Here is a 22710-nt window from a genome sequence, read left to right as displayed (position 1 = left end):
TTATTCTCCCTCTTTCTGAGTGAATTCAATTGTACTGATTTCACTTAATGCTAATTCATAAATCATATCTGCGAGAACTTCGTTGTTATGTCGTACAGCACCTTCTTCGTTAATTTCTACTAAGCCATCATCTGTAATCAGCTCAATGCCCATCGCTTTAATTCTTTCTGAATCGCACGTTACAAATTTAGAATTTCGCTTCGCGTAATTTTCATTTATCTTATTTGTGAGGACGAGTTCATTTGCGATTACAAATTGAATAAATGGTGATGTGACATGTTTATGAATTGCCTCAATATGGTCTGATACCGTGTAGCCTGTCGTTTCACCTGGCTGTGTCATAATATTTGCGACATATAACTTTTTCGCTTCACTTTTAATAATTGCGTCTCCAAGTTCCCGTATAACAAGATTCGGAATAATACTTGTATATAAACTTCCTGGTCCCATCACTATCAAGTCTGCTTCTAATACAGCATCCACTGCTTCATCCATCGGTTTAATACAGCTCGGCGTTAAAAATACACTATCAATTTTTTTAAGTTTTAAAGGTATAAGTGATTCACCAACGACAATTTCCCCATCTTCCATCACTGCATTTAATATCGGACTTGTGTTTGTAGATGGTATGACAGTCCCTCTTACATTTAATATTTTACTTAATTCTTTTACTGCATGACCGAAATCGCTCGTAACATCTGTCATTGCTGCAAGCATTAAATTCCCAACCGGATGCCCACCTAATGTATCTGAATTAAATCGGTACTGAAATAGCTTCTCAAGCATCGGTTCAACATCGCTCAGTGCTGCAAGAACGTTTCTAATATCACCGGGCGCCGGAATATCCATTACGTCTCTTATTTTACCGGTGCTACCACCATCGTCGGCTACGGTTACGATTGCCGTAATATCAACAGGATACTCTTTAAGTCCTCTCGCCATAACAGAAAGCCCTGTTCCACCTCCGATAAGGCAGACTTTAAGCCTTTTCATTTACAATTCCTTCAATATGCGCATCTCTATGGCGAGTGTGAAGTTCAAAGTCAAAGAAGTCCTTTAATTCATTGCTAATACGTTCTGTTAATGCGACTGAGCGATGTTGTCCACCGGTACATCCAATTGCTATAATAACTTGGCTCTTCCCTTCGCGCATATAGCCGGGGATAACAAACTTCAATAAATCAATAAGCTTCTGATAGAACATTTCAGTTTCTTTCCATTTCATGACATAATCATAAACGATAGAATCAAGTCCTGTTAACTTCCTCATCTCTTCAATATAATATGGATTTGGTAAGAATCTCACATCAAATACGATATCCGCATCAATCGGTAATCCGTGTTTAAAACCAAAGCTCATCACATTAATTGTGAATATATTGTCTTTACCCGCACCAAATATTTCGATTACTTTAGATCTTAATGCTTTCGGTTTAAATTCAGATGAATCGATAATATGCGTTGCAACGCCTCTTAAATCAGCAAGTAACTTATGTTCTTCCTGAATCGCATCAATAAGAGAAATATTATTTTGCAGTGGATGTGTTCTTCTTGTTTCTTTGTATCTTGAAACGAGCACTTGATCATTTGCTTCAACGAACAGTATTTGTACTAATATATCATTTAAATTAATGATATTTTGAATTTCGTCCTGCAAGCTATTAAAGAAATCTTTACCTCGTAAATCAACGCCAATTGCTACGCGTGACATTGATTCATTGTTGTTGTTCATTAACTCAATAAACTTCGGTAATAAAATTGGTGGTAAATTATCCACACAGAAATAACCTAAATCTTCAAGACATTGAATTGCTACACTTTTACCTGCACCACTCATTCCGGTCACGATTACTAAACGTTTATACGTATCATCATTTAACATGGCGATTCCTCCTTCATTTATATTTATTCTACATGAATTCATAAAAATAGACACGCAGTAGTTGCGTATCTATAATTTAAGATTACGTTTAAAAATTAATCATTTAAACTTTCAATATAGTGCTGGGCATTTTGTGCTGCAATACTTCCGTCACCTGTTGCTGTTACGATTTGGCGAAGTTTCTTCTGTCTAACATCACCTGCTGCAAAAATACCTGGAATATTTGTTTCCATTTCTTCATTCGTCACAATATATCCCGTTTCATCAGTAATACCTAGATGTTCGAACGGTTTCGTTAATGGCTGCATTCCGATATATACAAACACACCATCCGTTTCAACGACTGATTCGTTGCCTTCATTATCAAGTAATGTTACAGAACCTACTTTGCCATCCTTTTCATTAATAGATTGTAAAGTACTGTTCCAGATAAAATCAATTTTATCGTTCTTGAATGCACGGTCCTGTAATATTTTTTGTGCTCTTAATTTATCTCTTCTATGAATAATCGTTACTTTATCAGCAAACTTCGTTAAGTATACACCTTCTTCAACAGCTGAATCGCCACCACCAATAACGACTAAATTCTTCTGTTTAAAGAATGCACCATCACATACAGCACAGTAAGATACACCGCGTCCGCCTAATTCAGCTTCACCAGGCACACCAATCTTCTTGTACTCTGCACCAGTTGCGATAATGACCACTTTTGCTTTCAGTTGTTTATCACCTAAATCAACAATTTTGTCATCGCCTTCGATTGTAATATTCTTAATATCACCGTAAGCATACTCTGCACCGAACTTCTGTGCATGAGAAAACATTTTAGTTGATAAATCCGGTCCAGTAATTATGTCAAAGCCAGGGAAGTTTTCAACATCCGCTGTATTTGCCATCTGTCCACCAGGCATACCTCTTTCAATCATGATCGTTGATAAGTTTGCGCGTGATGCATATACTGCTGCAGTCATACCCGCAGGTCCTGCGCCTACAATAATTACATCGTATGTTTTCATTTCACTCATTGCAATACCTCCATATTTTATCAGTACTTATAATATACATGATATCTGCTTTATTAAATATTAATTTGCTTAAACTGATTATAGACTTTCATAAAATGATAGCGCGTCGTTCCAAATAATTCGATTGCAGCGCGTTTTGATAACTTGTCATCATGCGCACGTTCAAATATGAAATAACACACTGCGACATATGCATTCACTTGTTTAAGATCCATCTTATGCTCAATTACTGTTTCCGCTATATCAATCCATCGCTCCATCAATGCAATTTGATTTATATGGCGATGTATTAATTCAAGTCCTTTATGAATGAAATCCAGTTTAACGAGCTGAATATTATGAAAAATATAAGATAAATACAATTTCTCGTAATCCGGCATTGCATCTAGAAGACGCCATACATCCTGATTAATCATTAACGTTTTATCTTCAACTTTAGATAGTAAAAATATGCCGATAAGTCGACGATAACGATCGTTATCATTAAGAAGTGGCATAATTGTCTGATGAATGTAAAATTCACCTTCAGCACGTTTACGAGGACTCATCCCAGGGTTACTGACAAGTTCACTTAACTGTGAGAAAAACTGATCCGATTGTGCTGTATAGCCTAATTCATAACTGGAATAGCTTAACGCATGCAACATTTGAGAATTTCGATATTTTCCTTTTTGATATAATGGAAATAATAATTGATATGATTCCATATATTCTTTCAGGAAGTTCAGCACGATGCCAAGCTTAAATTTCTCATCATCATTCATCGGAATGATCGTGCGTAATTTTTTTAAATACACTGTATAAAGTTCTGTCTGATGCGTGTTATAAAGGAGTAGCGTATAGTGACAAAGGGCATTAATATCTGCGGGATTTTCTTCAAGTAATTGTTTTAAAATTTTAGATGCTTCGTTATACTTTCCGCTAAAGAGTAATGTCATCGCTTTTAAGTTTCGAATTTCCGTACGTTTTTGTATGTCATACGGCTGAAACTCAATCCATTCCAGTGCAAGTTCATAATTCATATGCTCAAAGAAATACTGGAATATAAAATGTACGACAAAATTTTCACTCTCAACTTCAACTTTTGTTACATCTTTATACACAACTTCAAATAATTGTGTAAGTTCATCAAGATAATTCATATCGTCACTCAGCAGGCAGTAATACATACCAAACAAAAATGCTTTATTTGGATCGCGCTGTTTTATATAGAGCTGGCTTAAATCATAGAATACATCATCTTCATTGAAGTCATCTTTTAAATATTCCAGCAAATAATGCTGTGCTTTTTCATATTTCCCTAATTCTGAAAAACAGTTTGCAATTTGCTGAACAGTATCATACTTATGATTTAAGTTTAATGATTTAATGAAAAATGAGATGGCTTCTTCATAAAGACGTTCTCCTTGTTTCTTTAAACCTATTTTATAATATTCATCTTCATTTACCGGAAAACGGATTACATCACCCATCCATCTCACCTCCATCTTTTTATTTCAACTGCATCGGATTACCGAATGCAAATCCTCCTGGTGGTACGTCCTTACTCACGACTGTCATCGCCCCGACGATTGCACCATCACCAATTGTTACACCTGGTAATATTGTAGCATTTGCACCAATTAAAACGTTACTTCCGATGATAACTTTTCCGATACGGTATTCCTCAATTAAATATTCATGGGCTAATATCGTTGCATTATAACCCACTACACTGTTTTCCCCGATTTCAATCATTTCCGGGAACATGAGGTCCGGCATCGCTTTATATGCAAAAGATACATTTCGTCCTAGTTTCATTTTCAGACATTTACGTAATAATACATGTTTCCATTTCACTGATGGTAAAAAGCGACAGAGCTCAATTACGATAAAATTACGACACACTTTAAAAAATGATACCGTCTTATACATTTGCCAGAGCGGATTTACACCGTCAACTTTAAAGCGCTCTGTCTTTCGCATAGTGCGCACTCCTTATAGGGGTATTGACTGCTCCGTACTTTGGCAGCTGATATTTGTAATTACGATAAATCCATACTGCTGCTGCAACAAGCATAATGACAATTGAAATTACTTGCGCTATGCGTAAATGGTTTGTCAGCATTAAACTATCCGTTCGCAAACCTTCGACAAAAAAACGGCCGATGGAATACCAAATACCATAAAGTAAAAATGTCTGACCAATCTTCAAATGATTACGTAATAATAACAATATAATAAAACCGATGATACTCCACACTGATTCATATAAAAATGTCGGATGATAATATGTTCCGTCAATATTCATCTGATTAATAATAAACTCAGGTAAATGCAGTGACTCGAGGAACTGACGCGTAACTTCTCCACCATGGGCTTCCTGGTTCATAAAGTTCCCCCATCGCCCAATAGCCTGTCCAAGTATTATACTTGGTGCAGCGATATCTCCGAGCTGGAAAAACGATATATTCTTTCTTCTGCATAATAAATACGCCATTCCGATTGCACCAATCAAACCGCCATGTATCGCAATGCCGCCATTCATGATGAGCGGAATTTCAGATACATGATTATAATAATAATCCCACTTAAATGCAACATAGTATATTCGTGCACAAATAATACCCGAAACGATTGACCACATGACGATATCAATTAATGTGTCATCTTTAAAATGCTTTCGTTCCGTTTCTTTTTGTGCAATGATATATCCGATTAATATACCACATGCAATAATAATGCCGTACCATCTTACTGGGTAACCAAAGATTTCAAACGCTGTTGGATCAAATGGTGCCATAATTAAATCTCCTTTATTGATTGCTTTCTGATTTGTTCGTTCAAACGATCATTAAAATCTTTAGCTGTGTTCGTTCCCATCTTATTAAGACGATAGTTCATCGCTGCAACTTCGATAATAACCGCTAAGTTTCGACCAGGTCTGACCGGTACTGTTTTCTTAGTAATTTCTGAATCCAGTATCGTCAGTTTCTCTTCAATTAAACCGATACGGTCATATACTTTATCTTTTCCCCATATTTCTAAGTTAATATTAAGCATTAACCGTTTCTCCGGCAATACACTTCCTGCTCCAAACAGTGTCATCACATTAATAATGCCGAGTCCACGTATTTCAAGTAAGTGTTCAATCAGTTTCGGTGCTTTACCCATTAATACATTACGAGATACTTCTTTTATCTCAACATTATCATCTGCTACTAGGCGATGACCACGTTTTACGAGTTCAAGTGCTGTTTCACTTTTACCGACACCTGAATCTCCTGTAATAAGAACCCCTACACCATAAACATCAACTAATACCCCGTGCATTGTTGTTTCAGGTGCAAGTTCGCTCTCTAAATATGATGTGATTTTACTAATTAAACTCGTCGTCGCTTCTTTGCTTTGAAGTAAAGGCGTTCCTTTTCGATTACATGCGTCAATTAACTCCTGAGGTGCAGGAATATCTCTTGATAATATAATACATGGTGTTTCATTTCGGCAAAGCTTTACCATACGTTCACTTCGTTCTTCTTTCGATAATGTTTCAAAGAAGGACATTTCTGTCGTACCTAGAATTTGAATTCTATCTGATGAATAATGGGAGAAGAAGCCGGCCATCTCTAAACCCGGTCTTGAAATATCTGCATTTGCAACCGGAATTTCAATCGCAACATTCCCTGCTAAAAACTTTAAATCAAACTTATCAATCAACTCTATACTAGTAATCATTATTTTCCCCACTTTCTCTTACTATTCATATTAAATAAATTCAATTCAATTTACAATTTTTATTCACCTTATAATAAAACACGACTAAAAATGTATTACATTTTTAGTCGTGTAAAAACTATCTATTTATTCACATGTTGTTTCAAATATTGACCAGTATACGATTCACGAACTTGCATAATATGTTCTGGCGTTCCTTCTGCTATAATTTGTCCACCTTTATCTCCACCTTCAGGTCCCAGGTCGATTATATAGTCTGCCATTTTAATAACATCTAAGTTATGTTCAATTATAAGTACTGTATCTCCGTTTTCTACTAATTGTTCGAGCACTTTCAATAAACGTGCAATATCATCGACATGCAGACCTGTTGTCGGTTCATCTAAAATGTAAAGCGTCTTACCTGTACTGCGCTTATGCAGCTCAGAAGCAAGTTTCACACGTTGTGCTTCTCCACCAGAAAGCGTCGTTGCAGGTTGTCCTAACTGAATATATCCGAGTCCTACATCAATAATCGTCTTTAGTTTACGTTTAATCTTCGGTATATTCTCAAAGAAATGATAAGCATCTTCAATCGTCATCTCTAAAATATCTGCAATGTTTTTGTCTTTATATTTCACTTCCAGCGTTTCACGATTATATCGCTTACCATTACACACTTCACATGGTACATACACATCAGGTAAGAAATGCATTTCGATCTTTATAATACCATCACCGTGACATGCTTCACATCTTCCGCCTTTAACATTAAAGCTGAAGCGGCCTTTCTGATAGCCACGTAATTTCGCTTCGTTCGTCTGAGCAAACACATCACGTATATCATCAAAAAGGCTCGTATATGTTGCGGGGTTGGATCTTGGTGTACGGCCGATAGGTGACTGATCAATATCGATGATTTTATCGATATGTTCAATCCCTTTAACCGCTTTATGCGGTCCAGGCTTTTCTTTCGTTTTGTATAATTTTTGCGCTAATGCTTTATAGAGCACATCATTTACGAGCGTACTTTTACCGGAACCTGATACGCCCGTTACAACAGTCATCATACCGAGTGGGATTTTAGCATCAACAGCTTTTAAGTTGTTACTCGATGCCCCTTCAATCGTTAAAAATCTTCCGTCAGGATGGCGTCGTGTTTCAGGAAGTTCAATTTTTTTATCACCACTTAAATATTGTCCTGTAAGTGATTTTTTATTTTTCATCACTTGTTTCGGTGTCCCTTGTGCTACGATTTCTCCCCCATGCACACCTGCACCAGGACCAATATCTATAAGATAATCCGCAGCAAGCATCGTATCCTCATCATGCTCAACAACAATCAAAGTATTACCGATATCACGCATCGACTTTAATGTTTCAATTAATCGATCATTATCTCGTTGATGTAAACCGATAGAAGGTTCATCCAGTACATACATTACGCCAGTCAGTCGGGAACCAATTTGAGTTGCCAGACGAATACGCTGTGCTTCTCCACCTGATAACGTTCCAGCTGCACGATTTAGCGTTAAATATTCGAGGCCGACATTATATAAAAACGATAATCGTTCAGTAATTTCTTTAAGTACGAGTGCAGCAATTTGCTGTTCTTTCTCTGTTAACTGTAAGTTGTTGAAGTAATCAAGCGCTTCTCCAATCGACATCGTGACAACTTCCCCGATATGCTGATTATTAATTTTAACGCTCATTGCTTCTTTAGATAAACGATAGCCATGACACGTATGACACGCTTCATCAGCCATATATTTCTTCATCTGTTCACGTGTATACTCTGACGGGCTCTCTTTGTAACGACGTTCAATATTCATTACGATACCTTCATATTTCATAACGCGTTTACGTGTTACACCATTATCCTGTTTAAATGTAAATGTAATGTCATCTTCATGGCCATATAAAATAATATTCTGTTCCTTCTTCGATAAATCTTTAAATGGCGCCTTCATTGAAATGCCAAAATGTTTACAAGCTTGTTTCAATAATGTCGGATAATAGTTTGAGCTAATTGGTTCCCACGGTACTAACGCACCATTTGCAAGCGATTTTGTATCATCTGGAATTACAAGATTTAAATCGACAGTCAACTTCGTTCCGAGGCCGTCGCAATCCGGACATGCACCGAATGGACTATTAAACGAAAACATTCTTGGTTCAAGTTTATCAATTGAAAAACCGCATATCGGACACGCATGGTGTTCTGAAAACTTAAGTGGATTGCCGCCAATAATATCGATTACGACATTACCTTCAGCTAGCTTCAATGCATTCTCTATTGAATCTGCAAGTCGCGCTTCAATACCTTGTTTAACGACCAGTCTATCAATGACAACGAATATATCATGATTTTTATTTTTATCGAGCTCTATTTCATCAGATACATCATGTACTTCACCATCAACCATAATACGTGCATAACCTTTTTTAGATATATCTTCTATCAGTTTTTTATGTGTCCCTTTACGCCCTTGAACAATTGGTGCCATTACTTGAATCTTTGTACGTTCCTCAAGCGCCATTACTTGATCTACCATTTGCTGTACGGTTTGTGATTCAATCGGTACACCGTGTTCTGGGCAGTATGGTACACCGATACGCGCATACAATAACCTTAAGTAATCATAAATTTCCGTTACTGTCGCGACTGTACTACGCGGATTTTTACTTGTTGTTTTCTGATCGATTGAAATTGCCGGCGACAAACCTTCAATCGTATCTACATCAGGTTTATCCATCTGCCCTAGAAACTGTCTTGCATACGCACTTAATGACTCAACATATCTGCGTTGTCCTTCAGCGTATATCGTATCAAATGCTAAACTTGATTTTCCTGAACCAGATAAGCCTGTCATTACAACAAGTTTATCTCTCGGAATTTCAATATCTACATTTTTTAAATTATGGGCTCTTGCGCCCTTAACGATAATTGATTTATTTTTCATGTACTCACCCTTCTGCCTTTAACTCAAAGAGTGCATCTCTGAGTTCTGTCGCACGTTCGAAGTCTAACGCTTTCGCTGCTTCTTTCATTTCGTGCTCAATTTGTTCAATCATGCGTATACGTTCTTTCTTCGTTAACTTCTTCTTCGGTTTGTCTATCGGTGCTGTGTCTTCTACTTCTACAGTTGCACTGATTACATCTCGAATCTTCTTATTGATTGTTTTCGGCGTAATGCCATGTTCTTTATTGTATGCCTCCTGAATAGAGCGACGACGTGACGTTTCATCAATTGCAAACTGCATAGAGTCTGTAATCTTATCTGCATACATAATGACGCGCCCTTCTTCATTACGTGCTGCACGTCCGATTGTCTGAATAAGTGAACGCTGACTACGTAAAAATCCTTCCTTATCAGCGTCAAGTATTGCAACGAGTGATACTTCAGGTATGTCGAGCCCTTCTCTTAACAAGTTAATACCAACAAGTACATCAAATACACCGAGTCTTAAGTCACGTATAATCTCTATACGTTCTAACGTCTTAATCTCTGAATGAAGATAATTAACTTTAACACCCGCTTCTTTCAGATACGTTGTTAAATCTTCACTCATTTTTTTCGTAAGTGTTGTGATGAGAACACGTTCATTCTTTTCAACACGAAGACGTATTTCTTCCATAAGATCATCTATTTGATGCTCTGTCGGGCGAATTTCAATAATTGGATCCAGCAAACCGGTAGGTCGGATAATTTGTTCGACCATCTCATCTGTATGTTCAATTTCATATGGTCCAGGTGTTGCTGAAACGTATAAGAATTGATGTCCTTTCTGTTCAAACTCTTCAAATTTAAGTGGTCTGTTGTCCAGTGCACTCGGCAATCTGAAACCATGTTCAACAAGCACGTTCTTTCTCGCCTGGTCACCATTATACATACCACGAACTTGCGGTACTGTAACATGTGACTCATCCATCATAATCAACCAGTCATCACCAAAATAATCAAGTAAAGTGTACGGCGTTGATCCTCTTGGACGTAATGTTAAATGCAGTGAATAGTTCTCAATACCTGAGCAAAAGCCCATTTCCCGCATCATTTCAAGATCATAATTTGTACGTTGTTCAAGGCGCTGTGCCTCTAACAGTTTCCCTTCGTCACGAAACTTCTTTAGCTGTTCTTCAAGCTCCTTTTCAATACGTTCTATCGCAAGCTTCATCTTCTCTTCTCGCGTAACGAAGTGACTTGCCGGGAAAATTGCAAAATGTTCTCTTTCCTTTAGCACTTCACCTGTTAAATAATTAATCTCTCTAATACGTTCAATTTCATCACCGAAAAACTCAACACGTATACATTGTTCATCACGTGATGCAGGGAAAATCTCTACAACGTCTCCTCGTACACGAAATGTACCACGACGAAAATCGATATCGTTACGTGTATACTGAACATCTACAAGCTTCCTTAACAGTTGATTGCGTTCCATTTCCATTCCGACACGCACGCTGACAACTAAATCGCGGTACTCTTCCGGATTACCTAAACCATAAATACAGCTTACGCTTGATATGATAATGACATCGTCACGCTCAAATAGAGCGCTCGTTGCAGAATGTCGCAACTTGTCAATTTCGTCATTAATGGACGCATCTTTCTCAATAAACGTATCTGTCGAAGGGACATAAGCTTCTGGTTGGTAATAATCATAGTAACTTACAAAGTATTCAACTCTATTATCAGGAAAAAATTCCTTAAACTCACTATAGAGCTGGCCTGCTAAAGTTTTGTTATGCGCCATTATTAACGTCGGTTTCCCTACTCGCTCTATAACGTTGCTCATCGTAAACGTTTTCCCTGTACCTGTTGCACCGAGTAACGTCTGATGACGCTTTCCATCTTTAATTCCTTTAACAATCTTATCTATCGCCTCAGGTTGATCACCTGCAGGTTTATAATCTGAATGAATCTTAAACTCATGATGTTCCATTTAAGCCCCTCCTTATCGATTTACATTTTACCAAATTTAATGAACAAGGTACAAACATTTGTTCGTAAATAAAAAAGAAAACGAAAAATCGTTTTCTTATTATCGTTATATTTGATTTTCTTTATCAAGTTGATACATCTCAACAAACAAATAACCTACAATTAAACTTAATGTATCGAGAAAGACGATCATCTGCGAATGAAAAAATCCTTCATATACAGATACACCAATGACAATTACAGATAGAAATAACCCCATGTATTTACTGCGCACAATCATGCTGAAACAAACGACCATTAGCGCAGGTAACAAGCTTGCAAGAATATACCATACCGCCATCATTCATTTTCCTTTTGCTGCAGAATTGCCATCGTAATCTCGCGTAGTTCTGATCTCGGAATAAATTTCTCCTGTAACATATCAGGTAAAATATTGTTCAGAAAGTCCTGAACGCAATGTAAATGACTGAACTGAATAATTGTACGCAAACTCTTATCATATATTTCAAAAAATAACGGTTCTGGATTACGTTTTTGTATTTCACCGAACGATTCATAAAGTAAATCAATCTTATCTGCTACTGCAAGAATTTGCCCTTCTATCGTATCATCTTTACCCTCTTTCAGACGTTCATGATATATCTTACGGTATTGTTCAGGAAATTCACTATCGATAAACTTACCAATCATTTCTTCTTCAACTTCACTGAACAGCCTTTTTAATTCTTTAGATGCATACTTCACAGGCGTTTTAATATCACCTGTAAAGATTTCAGGATAATCATGGTTCAGTGCTTTCTCATAAACACTTTTCCAATTTATTTGTGTACCATTATATTCTTCTACAGTCGCTAAATACTGCGCAATTTTAGTGACTTTGAATGAGTGTGCCGCAACATTATGTTCCTGATATTTAAACTTACCGGGACAGCGTATTAACTTTTCCAGATCTGATAAACTTTTAAAATATTGATGAACACCCATTTCATCACTCCTAATCGATTTGCTGAATTATATTCTCTATTTGTGACTGATTTAACTCTCCGATATACGTCTTTAAAACTTTACCCTCTTTATCTACAAACAGTGTCGTTGGAACATATGTAAACTTATATTGTTTCGTAATTTCTTCAGATAAACTGTACATTGGATAATCCGGACCGTACTTTTTAATAAATGCATCACGCTTATCCGGTTTATCCTGCACATTCAATCCGATAAGACCAACATGATTCGGTTTTTGCTGATCATAGTGAATAAGTTCCGGCATTTCCTTATTACAAGGTTCACACCATGACGCCCACATATTGATAATATTAATATCATGCTTTAACGTTTCTTTCAACTTATATGTATGATTATTAAAATCCGTTACTGAAATATCCCCGATGTTTTTACCATTCACAGGATGTTCATGTGAAACTATATTCTTATTTGAGATTTGGTTTTTTGATTGGTTAAACTGAATAACTGTATAGATTGAGTATACTGCTAAAGATATAAAGAGTAACGACAATAGTATTGTAATTAATTTTCTCATATTCCACCTCAACGTCATTATAACAAAAAAACCTTACATCACGTAATGTGTGTAAGGTTTATATGAATATTAATATATATATTGATATTGTCCACGTTGTGATTTAGAAATTGTGCGGTATGTCTTTACACCTGAACGTGGATAATTCATTTCTGAAACGAGAATGCTTCCATTTCTATTGATGCGTTCTACTACTGCAGCATGTCCATGATAACCTAATTGTGAAATTAAAACTGATCCTTTAACAGGTGTACGACTTACTTTATAGCCCATACGTCTCGCATTGTTCGGCCAATATTTCGCACTTCCCCATGCATTTGAAACAGGACGTTTTAATTGCGCACGTCTATTGAATGCGTAATATACACAGCTACCTCTATAATAATAATTGTAGCCTGCTTTTTTAATTGGATTGTAGTACGCAGCTTCTGCTACCGGTACATTTGAATTTACGTGCTCTCCAGCTGAAAGTAACATAAAAACAGCAATGATTGATAATAGTACTTTTTTCATTTGTTGCGCCTCCACTTATATTAACTAAACTGATAGTACCATACAATGACGCACAAATATTCAATGTAACTTACATGTAATAAACCGTTAATATTAATAAAATACTAGTTCACAATATTACGTAATTATTGCATTATTATGTATTAATTTAATTTTTCTTTTTTAATATAAATAAATCCCATGGGATGAATATCATTCCATGGGATTTATTTAATATTATTAGAAACGGTAATATCCGTCAACTGAACCGTTTACGTAACTTACTGAGCGTTGACCAATACCTTCAGATGGGTTTAGAGCGTCAACCATTTGACCATTACCAATGTATACACCTACGTGGCTACCACCATTGAAGTATACTAAATCTCCAGCTTGTGGTGTTGATACACGTGTACCTGCTGCCATTTGAGCATATGTTGTACGTGGAATTGATTTTCCTTGTGCTGCTAATACTTGTTGTGCGAATGCTGAACAATCTACTGCAGAAGCAGAGTTTGCACCATATACGTATGATTTTCCAGCTGCTACACTGTTTGCGATTTGAGCAATGTTACCGTTAACAGGTGTGTTGTAAGAACGCGCTGGCGCTTTGTATGATTGTTGTGCTGGCGCTTTGTATGATTGTTGTGCTGGCGCTTGGTAAGATTGTTGTGCTGGTGCTTGATAAGATTGTTGAGCCGGTGCTTCGTATGATTGTGTATATGATTGCTGTGTTGGTGCTTCATAAGTTTGTGTAGGCTCTGATGCTGCAACAGGTGCTTCAACTTGTGCTGCTGTTTGAGTTACTGTTTGAACATCTGAAGTTTCAGCTTTAACTTCACCATTTGATTCAGGTGCTGTAAGTTTTAACTCTGTTCCTACTTCAATGATATCTGAAGTTAAGTTGTTCCAGTTCATTAAATCTTCAACTGTTAAATCAAATTGTGAAGCGATTGATTTTAAAGTGTCACCTTTTTTAACTGTATATGTTTTAGTATCTTCTACTTTTAATTTTTGACCAACTAAAATAAGATCGCCGTCTAAGTTGTTTAATGCTTTAAGTGCATCAACACTTGTACCATTCTCTTGTGCAATCGCCCATAATGAATCACCAGATTTAACGTTGTATTCACTTGCAAATGCTTGTGATGCTACTCCTGTAATCGCTGTGATTCCTGCTACTGTTACTAATGCTTTTTTCATTATATGTGTTGCCTCCTGAGTTTTATCTTATTCATGTTAATTATTATTTAATCAACTAAGTTTTTATTTAGAATTTTTCTACAGGAGTTAATATACCATAATAAAATCACGATTTAAGCATTGTAATGTTATTGTAATATAATCGTTACCCGGCTAACACAGTATGTAATGTTTCAGAAATTTCGCTAACTGTCCTATTGTAACTATTACAAAATTGTTATTATTAAATAAAAACGCAATACGGAATATACCGTATTGCGTTTATTAATATTATTTTTGTTTCGCTAAATACTTTGCAACTTTGTCAGCATCTTCACCGTCTACTACTTTACCCGGCATACTACCTTTTCCATTAATAATAATGTCATGGATTTCTTTCTCTGATAATTTGCTACCTACTTTCTGTAGGTTCGGTCCACTTGCACCTTCTAAATCTCTACCATGACATCCTACACATGAATTATTCGCATAAATTTCTGCACCAGGATCTGATGATGTTGTCTTTTTTTCTGGTTCATTTCCACCGCATGCTGTTAGCCCTAATACTGATAACGCTACGACACCTGCATATAACTTTTTCATTATTAAGCCCCCCTAATTATTCGTTATTTCCATTATATATCATTATGTATACAAAAGGAAATTAACATCATATTAAAGCTGACTTTTTAAATATGCATCGATAAATAAATCTAAATCTCCATCCATTACAGCGCCTGTATTGCCCGTTTCAGCATTAGTACGATGATCTTTGACCATCGAATATGGATGAAAAACATACGAACGAATCTGGCTACCCCAACCGATTTCTTTCTGTTCACCGCGAATTGCTGCAAGTTCAGCTTCCTGTTCCTCTATTTTTCTTTGGTAGAGTTTAGCTTTTAACATCTTCATTGCCTGTTCTCTATTTTTAATTTGAGAACGTTCATTCTGACATGTCACCACAATACCAGTCGGCTGGTGGGTTATACGAACAGCCGAATCCGTCGTGTTAACGTGCTGACCACCAGCACCACTTGCACGGTACGTATCTACTTTAATATCTTCATTATTAACTTCAATTTCAATATTATCGTTATCAAACTCCGGTGTAACATCACATGATACAAAAGAAGTATGACGTCGACCTGAAGAATCGAACGGTGAAATTCTAACGAGACGGTGCACGCCCTTTTCTGCTTTTAAGTAGCCATATGCATTATATCCTTTAATGAGAAGCGTAACACTTTTAATACCCGCTTCATCTCCCGGTAAATAATCTAACGTTTCTACTTTGAACCCTTTCTTATCTGCAAAACGCTGATACATTCTAAGAAGCATTTCTCCCCAATCCTGTGACTCAGTACCGCCTGCACCGGGATGTAATTCTAAAATGGCATTATTCGCATCAAATTCCCCGCTTAATAACATTTTAAGTTCAAAGTCATTTACTGATGAGGATAACGTGTTCAACTGATTAACTAATTCTTCATGCGTGTCAGCGTCTTGTTCTTCTTTATACATTTCAAATAATACTTCACAATTTTCAAGCGTTTCTTCGAGTAATTTGAAATCTTGAACGACAGACTTCAGCGCATTATTCTTATTGATGATATCCTGCGCTTTTTCACCATCATTCCAAAAATCAGGATCTGCCATCATTTCTTCATATTCCTGAATGTTCGTCTCTTTATCATCTAAGTCAAAGAGACCCCCTGAAACTGTTTATTTTATCGGTTAATGATTCTATATTATTTTTAATTTCAAATTGTTCCAAACTAATCTACTCTCTTCCGTGACAATTTTTATACTTTTTGCCGCTACCGCATGGACAAGGATCGTTACGACCAATATCAGGCTCAGTTTTTACTTTAGGTTGCTTCTTCATTTTCTCTTTACCATCATTTGCTACCATCGCCTCACCTTGAGCCACTTGCTCACGTTCAACTTGATCACCTTTATCAATTACTGATTTAAGAATATATTTCGAAACATCATCTTCAATTGATTCGAGCATATGATCAAATAAAGTTAAACCTTCATTCTGATATTCTCGTAGAGGGTTAATTTGGCCATAACTTCGTAAATGAATTCCTGTACGTAATTGATCCATCGTATCGATATGATCTGTCCACTTCATATCAATAGTTCTTAGCATAATCATACGTTCAAATTCATGGAACTGTTCTTCTAGCTCTTCCTGCTGATTTGCATACTGCACTTTTACTTTATTCATAACGATATCAAAGATTTCTTCTGAGTCGCGACGATTAATTTCATCGATTGATAAAGCACCTTCTGTTAAATACATATCTTCAACATAATTTTTAAATGTTTCGTAATCATGTGTTGTTTCTTCACTGGTAAAATGATAATCAACGGCTCGACGAACAGACTGTTCAATCATAGATTTCACTTGTTCTGAACAATCTTCAGTTTCTAAAATTTCATTTCGCTCGGCATATATAATTTCACGTTGTTTACGTAATACATCATCGTATTCTAATGTACGTTTACGGCTATCATAGTTATTTCCTTCAACACGTTTTTGCGCTGATTCAACAGCACGTGACACCATTTTAGACTCTATTGGCTGATCATCGTTCATACCAAGTTTCGTCATCATTGCTGACATTCTTTCTGAACCGAAACGAACCATTAGTTCATCCTGAAGTGATAAGTAGAACCTTGAATAACCAGGATCACCTTGACGACCTGCACGACCTCGTAACTGATCATCGATACGGCGTGACTCATGACGTTCTGTACCGATTACAGCTAAACCACCGATTTCCTGTACACCTTCACCTAGTTTAATGTCGGTACCACGACCGGCCATGTTTGTCGCTATCGTCACTGCACCTTTTTGTCCGGCATTATGAACAATTTCAGCTTCACGCTCATGGTTTTTCGCGTTTAATACGTTATGACGAATCCCTTTTTTCTTTAAGAGTTCAGAAATATATTCACTCGTTTCAACAGCTACAGTACCTAATAATACAGGTTGCCCTTCTTTATGACGACGGATGACTTCATCTACAACAGCATGGAATTTCCCCTTTTCTGAAGCATAAATTAAGTCAGCACCATCAATACGTTGTACAGGTCTGTTTGTAGGAATCTGAGTTACAGCCATATTATAAATGTTCAGTAATTCTTCTTCCTCTGTCTTTGCTGTCCCTGTCATACCTGATAATTTATTATACATACGGAAGAAGTTCTGGAATGTAATCGACGCCATCGTTTTAGATTCATTTTGAATTTCAACGGCTTCTTTCGCCTCAATTGCCTGATGTAATCCTTCAGAGAATCGGCGCCCTGCCATCGTTCGACCTGTAAACTGGTCAACGATCACAATTTCACCATCTTCTACGACGTAATCGATATCACGTAACATTGAACGGTGTGCTTTTAAGGCTATATTAATATGGTGCATTAAGTTTACGTTTTTAACGTCATACAAGTTATCGACTTTAAACATACGCTCTGCTTTGTCAATTCCTTCTTCAGTAAGCTGAATACCTTTTGTTTTCTCATCGTAATTGTAATCTACTTCGTCTTTTAGCATTTTTACGAATACATTTGCCTGAATATACATACTCGTTGACTTTTCAGCCTGGCCCGAAATAATTAAAGGTGTACGTGCCTCATCAATTAAAATCGAGTCTACCTCATCGATAATCGCGAAGTTCAACGGACGCATCACACGCTCTTCTTTATACGTCACCATGTTATCTCTTAAATAGTCAAAACCAAGCTCATTATTTGTGCTGTATGTAATGTCACATGCATATGCAGCACGTTTTTCCTCAGTCGTTAAACTGTTTAGATTGACACCAACTGTTAATCCTAAAAAATTATATAAGTGTGCCATTTCTTCAGCTTGTACACTTGATAAATATTCATTGACTGTAACAACGTGAACACCGCGCCCTGTAAGTGCATTTAAATAAACTGGCATCGTCGCAGTTAACGTTTTACCTTCACCGGTTCTCATCTCTGCGATGTCACCACGATGAATCGCAGTCCCCCCCATAATCTGTACCGGGAACGGGAACATTCCAAGGACACGACGTGATGCTTCTCGCACAACAGCATATGCTTCAGGTAGGATTTTATCTAAATATGCTTCTTGTTTTTTATAATCTTCTATTTTCTGTAGTTCCGCTTGATATTCTTTCGTTTTATTTTGTAATGCTTCATCTGATAAAGCTTTCATTTCAGCTTCATATGATTGAACTTGATCAGCAACTTTTCTTAAAGATTTTACTTCTTTTTTATTGCCGTCAAACATCTTCTTAATAAATCCCATCGTGTTCTCTCCTTTAGTTACAAAGTACATTTGTATACAACATATAACTATAGCACGGATTGTGTATGATTAGAAATATTTAAGTCAAAATTAGCACGTGTTGCCTCGATTTCTATACTCAAAATAAAATAACCGGGACATATGTCCCGGTTATAACGTCATTAGCGTTGAACAGTAGTTTCGATTAATCCATACTTGCCATCTTTACGTCTGTATACAATATTAGTATCATTTGTTTCCGCATCGTTGAAGATGAAGAAATCATGTCCTAACATATTCATTTGTAGTACCGCTTCTTCAGCATCCATCGGTTTTAAATCGAATTGTTTAGAACGGATGATTTCAATCTCTTCGCCCTTCTCTTCTTCCTGATCTACTTCCGGTAATACTGCAAAGATATCTTTCTCAACACCTTTTTCACGGAATTTACGGTTTACTTTAGTTTTATGTTTACGCATCTGACGTTCTAATTTCTCAACGATTAAGTCAACACCTGCATAAAGGTCATCATGACGTTCTTCTGCACGTAATGTTACATCCTTAAGAGGAATAGTTACTTCAACTTTAGATTTACCATCTTGATAAGTTTTAATCTTTACATGTGCATTCGCTTCCGGCACGTTAGTAAAGTATCTTTCAAGTTTGCTTAATTTCTCCTCGATGTAATTTCTAATTGCGTCAGTTACAGTGATGTTATCACCATGAATTTCAAATCTAAACATAAAGCATCGCTCCTTTGAAACTATTCTTATGATGTTTCTTCCTACTTCTATTTTACCAAATATTCAGGCTCTTGCAAACGCTAACACTTCAACTGAACAATCTTTATTGGATAATAATACACTCGCCGCCTGGTAAACTGTTAACCCTGTTGTATAAATATCATCTATGAGTAATATACGTGCATTTTCCTTAATTTCTCCAGACATGTAAAATGGATTACGCTGCTGTAATCGCTCTTTCTTCGTTAAATATGACTGTTTATCTCTATAATGTGTTTTTAATATATCATGGTGTTTTATATTCGCCGCATTAAGTATCGCTACTATTTGATTAAACCCTCGTACGTTCAATCGTTCTTCCGATACGGGCATCGCAATTACATAATCAAACTGCCAGAAGAAGCGGGGTTTATAATGATGCAGCAATACTTCTGCAAAGGCTTCGCATAACACAAAATCATAGAATCCTTTATATTTAAGTAACATTGATTTAACAAACGGGTTATAGTCACTTATAATATGAATTTTATCTATCGTTTTATTAAATCGCTCTAGAAATTTACAATCGATACAAACCGTTTCGTTTGCTGCTAGTCTTTTGTGACATTTTGGGCACCGTTCGATTTTTTCGATTTTAAATTGTGCAAGGCATCGTTCACATAATTTTTGTGGTGGTTGAAACAACTGCTCAATACACAAATTCATATGGATATGCGCTTCACAATTAATGCATCTTGTCTTCATGCTTTTGATTCATCCTTTTTATTGTTGTTATCGCTTTATTCATCTGCGCACTCACTCCTTCATGAAAGTAATAAACTGTTCCATTGTGCTCACTCCCTTTTCTGTCAACACGCCCCGCAATCTGAACAAGTGCATCCCAACTAAATTGTTCACTATTAATGACCCAGACAGATAAATGCTCTTTCGTAAATCCACGTTCTAATATCGTTGTCGTAAATATAAATTTATATTTTCCTGCGCGTATTTTCGCTACTTTATCATGGCGATCATTATCATCTGAATACACAATCGTGCCATTTTGTTTGATAGATTCATCCAATGCTTCATAAAGTTGCTCCATCTGTTTAATATCGCTGAAAAATATTAGCGTCGTATCCGTAATTGATTTCAGACGGTGTGAAAGTGACTTTACAGTTACACGGTAATATTTAAGCTTCGGTACAGGTAACGCTCTGTGGTGATATCTTGATGGCAAATATATATGAGGGAGCTTAAGTAATCTATCGGGCGGTGTCGCTGATAAATAAATCATCGTACCATCAGGCGTTAGTGCACGTCTCAGCAGTTTATCCAGCCGTTTATCACAATTCAGTGGAAATGCATCAATCTCATCAACAATAACAAGATCGAAGTGCTGCTGATAGATCGCCAGCTGATGAACTGTAGCAATAACAAGTCTGCTATTTGTAATGTTGTAGTGCCCAGCATACAGCACATCAATCTGTGTACCTGGCATGTAATCACTCAGGCGAAGCGCCAATTCTTTAACGACATCCGTGCGTGGCGCAGTAATGAGCACATTACATCCTATGCTGCGTGCTTCAACTACTGACTGCAGCATCATTTCTGTTTTTCCTGCACCAGTAACAGCATATAGCAAACTTTCTTCTCTTTTATGAAATTGATCTACAATATACTGACTGGCACGCTTTTGCTGATCCGTTAATTCAAACGGGATATTTAACTTTATCAATTCCTTTTGTCGCTCAAAATCTTCACTGATAATGTAGTTTTCAGTTGTTGCATAATGCATTAGACAAACGCGGCAGTATGTTATTTCTTTTTGAAGACCATGATGAAAGTAAGTACCAAACAAATAATTATTCATACAGAAATTACAAAGACACTTACCATTGTGACGCACGACAGAATGCACTGTCCCTTCTGTGCCAATTTTCAATAACATAATTTCCTCCATAAAAAATAGCACACTTAAAAAAGTGTGCTGAATAAATAAGAATATAAGACATTATTGAAACATTTCAAACTTATGATGTACATATCCTACACCAAGTGATTTCTCACCTAAATGTGTGCCGATTACCGGACCAAAATAACTGATGATAACATCCGCTTCCGGGAATTGTTCCTGTAATTGTGCACGAATTGCTTCTGCTTCAGATTCTGCATTCGCATGAATCACAACAAACGTTGCAGGACCTGAAACTTCTTCACTAATTTTTGATTGAACAAACTGTACCGCTTTTTTCTTAGTACGAACTTTATCAAATGGTACAATAACTTTATCCTCGAAATGAAGAATCGGTTTCACTTGCAACATACTTCCGATAATTGCCTGTGCACCGTTTAAGCGTCCACCCTTTTGTAAATTTTTCAGATCATCTACTAAAAAGTATGCATTTGAACGTGCACGCATATTCGTCAATTCTTCAATAATCGCTTCAGGTGGGAGTACATCTTTAAGTTCTGCAGCACGCAATGTAAACATACCTGCTACCATACATGCAATTTCTGAATCAAAAGCATGTAACGTAATCCCTTCTACCATCTCACCAGCAGTAATAGCATTCTGGAACGTACCACTAATACCACTAGATAAATGAATAGAAATACAATCAGTGAATCCTTCTTCCTTCAGTTGTTCAAGTAATGTAACGTATTCGCCTGTTGTCGGCTGGCTCGTAGTTGGCAGTTGTTTTTCTGTACGCATGCGCTCATAAAACTGTTCTGCACTATAGTCTGCTTCAACGAATACTTCATTCTTAAAAATAACATTCAGCGAAATAACACGAATGTCATATCGCGTAATCATCTCTTCTGTCAAATAGCTCGTTGAATCTGTAATTATCGCCGTTTTCATTTGTGCCCTCCATTCCAATACATCCCAATATATATATTATACAGTTTAATCATAAAAATAAAGAATAAAGATAT

Annotated in this window: 21 protein-coding genes; all 21 read right to left on the bottom strand. The window is 36.6% G+C overall.

What is annotated here, in order from left to right; all coding sequences use genetic code 11:
- The 21 genes from LAU42_RS03025 to LAU42_RS02925 all read right to left on the bottom strand — a co-directional run bounded on the left by LAU42_RS03025 (window position 1) and on the right by LAU42_RS02925 (window position 22636).
- A complete protein-coding gene (locus LAU42_RS03025; protein ID WP_224184221.1) occupies window positions 1–993 on the bottom strand; it encodes a gluconeogenesis factor YvcK family protein in 993 nt (330 codons plus the stop codon).
- Window positions 980–1882, bottom strand: a complete 903-nt coding sequence (rapZ, locus tag LAU42_RS03020) for an RNase adapter RapZ (RefSeq protein WP_224184220.1) — start codon at window positions 1880–1882, stop codon at window positions 980–982. The genes LAU42_RS03025 and rapZ overlap by 14 nt, the downstream gene beginning before the upstream one ends.
- A 95-nt stretch (window positions 1883–1977) precedes the next feature.
- Window positions 1978–2907, bottom strand: a complete 930-nt coding sequence (gene trxB, locus LAU42_RS03015; protein ID WP_224184219.1) for a thioredoxin-disulfide reductase — start codon at window positions 2905–2907, stop codon at window positions 1978–1980.
- A 53-nt stretch (window positions 2908–2960) separates the two neighbouring features.
- Window positions 2961–4379 carry a tetratricopeptide repeat protein gene (locus LAU42_RS03010; RefSeq protein ID WP_224184218.1) on the bottom strand — a complete coding sequence of 473 codons (1419 nt, stop codon included), beginning with the start codon at window positions 4377–4379 and terminating at the stop codon, window positions 2961–2963.
- Between the two features lie 19 nt (window positions 4380–4398).
- A complete protein-coding gene (locus LAU42_RS03005; protein ID WP_224184217.1) occupies window positions 4399–4872 on the bottom strand; it encodes an acyltransferase in 474 nt (157 codons plus the stop codon).
- Window positions 4850–5689, bottom strand: a complete 840-nt coding sequence (gene lgt / locus LAU42_RS03000) for a prolipoprotein diacylglyceryl transferase (protein ID WP_224184216.1) — start codon at window positions 5687–5689, stop codon at window positions 4850–4852. Before lgt ends, LAU42_RS03005 begins: the two co-directional genes overlap by 23 nt.
- A 2-nt stretch (window positions 5690–5691) precedes the next feature.
- A complete protein-coding gene (hprK, locus tag LAU42_RS02995) occupies window positions 5692–6621 on the bottom strand; it encodes an HPr(Ser) kinase/phosphatase (protein WP_224184215.1) in 930 nt (309 codons plus the stop codon).
- Between the two features lie 122 nt (window positions 6622–6743).
- Window positions 6744–9563 carry an excinuclease ABC subunit UvrA gene (gene uvrA / locus LAU42_RS02990; protein WP_224184214.1) on the bottom strand — a complete coding sequence of 940 codons (2820 nt, stop codon included), beginning with the start codon at window positions 9561–9563 and terminating at the stop codon, window positions 6744–6746.
- A gap of 4 nt (window positions 9564–9567) precedes the next feature.
- Window positions 9568–11544, bottom strand: coding sequence for an excinuclease ABC subunit UvrB (gene uvrB / locus LAU42_RS02985; RefSeq protein WP_224184213.1), 1977 nt, complete (start codon window positions 11542–11544; stop codon window positions 9568–9570).
- Between the two features lie 105 nt (window positions 11545–11649).
- Entirely contained in the window at window positions 11650–11886 is a 237-nt protein-coding gene (locus LAU42_RS02980) for a DUF2198 family protein (RefSeq protein ID WP_224184212.1), read from the bottom strand.
- On the bottom strand, window positions 11883–12527 hold the full coding sequence (locus LAU42_RS02975) for a YfbR-like 5'-deoxynucleotidase (protein ID WP_224184211.1): 645 nt from the start codon (window positions 12525–12527) through the stop codon (window positions 11883–11885). Before LAU42_RS02975 ends, LAU42_RS02980 begins: the two co-directional genes overlap by 4 nt.
- 10 nt (window positions 12528–12537) lie before the next feature.
- On the bottom strand, window positions 12538–13083 hold the full coding sequence (locus LAU42_RS02970) for a TlpA family protein disulfide reductase (protein WP_224184210.1): 546 nt from the start codon (window positions 13081–13083) through the stop codon (window positions 12538–12540).
- 69 nt (window positions 13084–13152) lie between these two features.
- A complete protein-coding gene (locus tag LAU42_RS02965) occupies window positions 13153–13596 on the bottom strand; it encodes a CHAP domain-containing protein (RefSeq protein ID WP_224184209.1) in 444 nt (147 codons plus the stop codon).
- Between the two features lie 219 nt (window positions 13597–13815).
- Complete coding sequence (locus tag LAU42_RS02960; RefSeq protein WP_224184208.1) at window positions 13816–14778, bottom strand: LysM peptidoglycan-binding domain-containing protein; 963 nt, start codon at window positions 14776–14778, stop codon at window positions 13816–13818.
- A gap of 270 nt (window positions 14779–15048) precedes the next feature.
- The gene (gene cccB / locus LAU42_RS02955) at window positions 15049–15360 is read right to left on the bottom strand and encodes a cytochrome c551 (protein ID WP_224184207.1); all 312 of its coding nucleotides are present in this window, start codon (window positions 15358–15360) and stop codon (window positions 15049–15051) included.
- A gap of 72 nt (window positions 15361–15432) precedes the next feature.
- A protein-coding gene (gene prfB, locus LAU42_RS02950; protein ID WP_420908209.1) for a peptide chain release factor 2 occupies window positions 15433–16534 on the bottom strand; the annotation gives its coding sequence in 2 pieces (ribosomal slippage) (window positions 15433–16470 and window positions 16472–16534; 1101 coding nt in all).
- Window positions 16535–16540: 6 nt separating this feature from the next.
- Window positions 16541–19069: a preprotein translocase subunit SecA gene (gene secA, locus LAU42_RS02945; protein ID WP_224184205.1), complete on the bottom strand. Its 2529-nt coding sequence runs from the start codon at window positions 19067–19069 to the stop codon at window positions 16541–16543.
- Between the two features lie 161 nt (window positions 19070–19230).
- Entirely contained in the window at window positions 19231–19791 is a 561-nt protein-coding gene (hpf, locus tag LAU42_RS02940) for a ribosome hibernation-promoting factor, HPF/YfiA family (protein WP_224184204.1), read from the bottom strand.
- A 63-nt stretch (window positions 19792–19854) separates the two neighbouring features.
- The gene (locus LAU42_RS02935; RefSeq protein ID WP_224184203.1) at window positions 19855–20535 is read right to left on the bottom strand and encodes a ComF family protein; all 681 of its coding nucleotides are present in this window, start codon (window positions 20533–20535) and stop codon (window positions 19855–19857) included.
- Window positions 20516–21721 carry a DEAD/DEAH box helicase family protein gene (locus tag LAU42_RS02930; RefSeq protein WP_224184202.1) on the bottom strand — a complete coding sequence of 402 codons (1206 nt, stop codon included), beginning with the start codon at window positions 21719–21721 and terminating at the stop codon, window positions 20516–20518. The genes LAU42_RS02935 and LAU42_RS02930 overlap by 20 nt, the downstream gene beginning before the upstream one ends.
- A gap of 63 nt (window positions 21722–21784) precedes the next feature.
- Window positions 21785–22636 carry a DegV family protein gene (locus LAU42_RS02925; RefSeq protein ID WP_224184201.1) on the bottom strand — a complete coding sequence of 284 codons (852 nt, stop codon included), beginning with the start codon at window positions 22634–22636 and terminating at the stop codon, window positions 21785–21787.
- Between the last annotated feature and the right edge of the window lie 74 nt (window positions 22637–22710).

This window comes from Macrococcus armenti (genome assembly GCF_020097135.1).
In the GTDB taxonomy this organism is placed as follows: Bacteria; Bacillota; Bacilli; order Staphylococcales; family Staphylococcaceae; genus Macrococcoides; species Macrococcoides armenti.
Note: the sequence above shows the minus strand (reverse complement) of the source record. Positions and strands in the feature narration are given on the sequence as shown.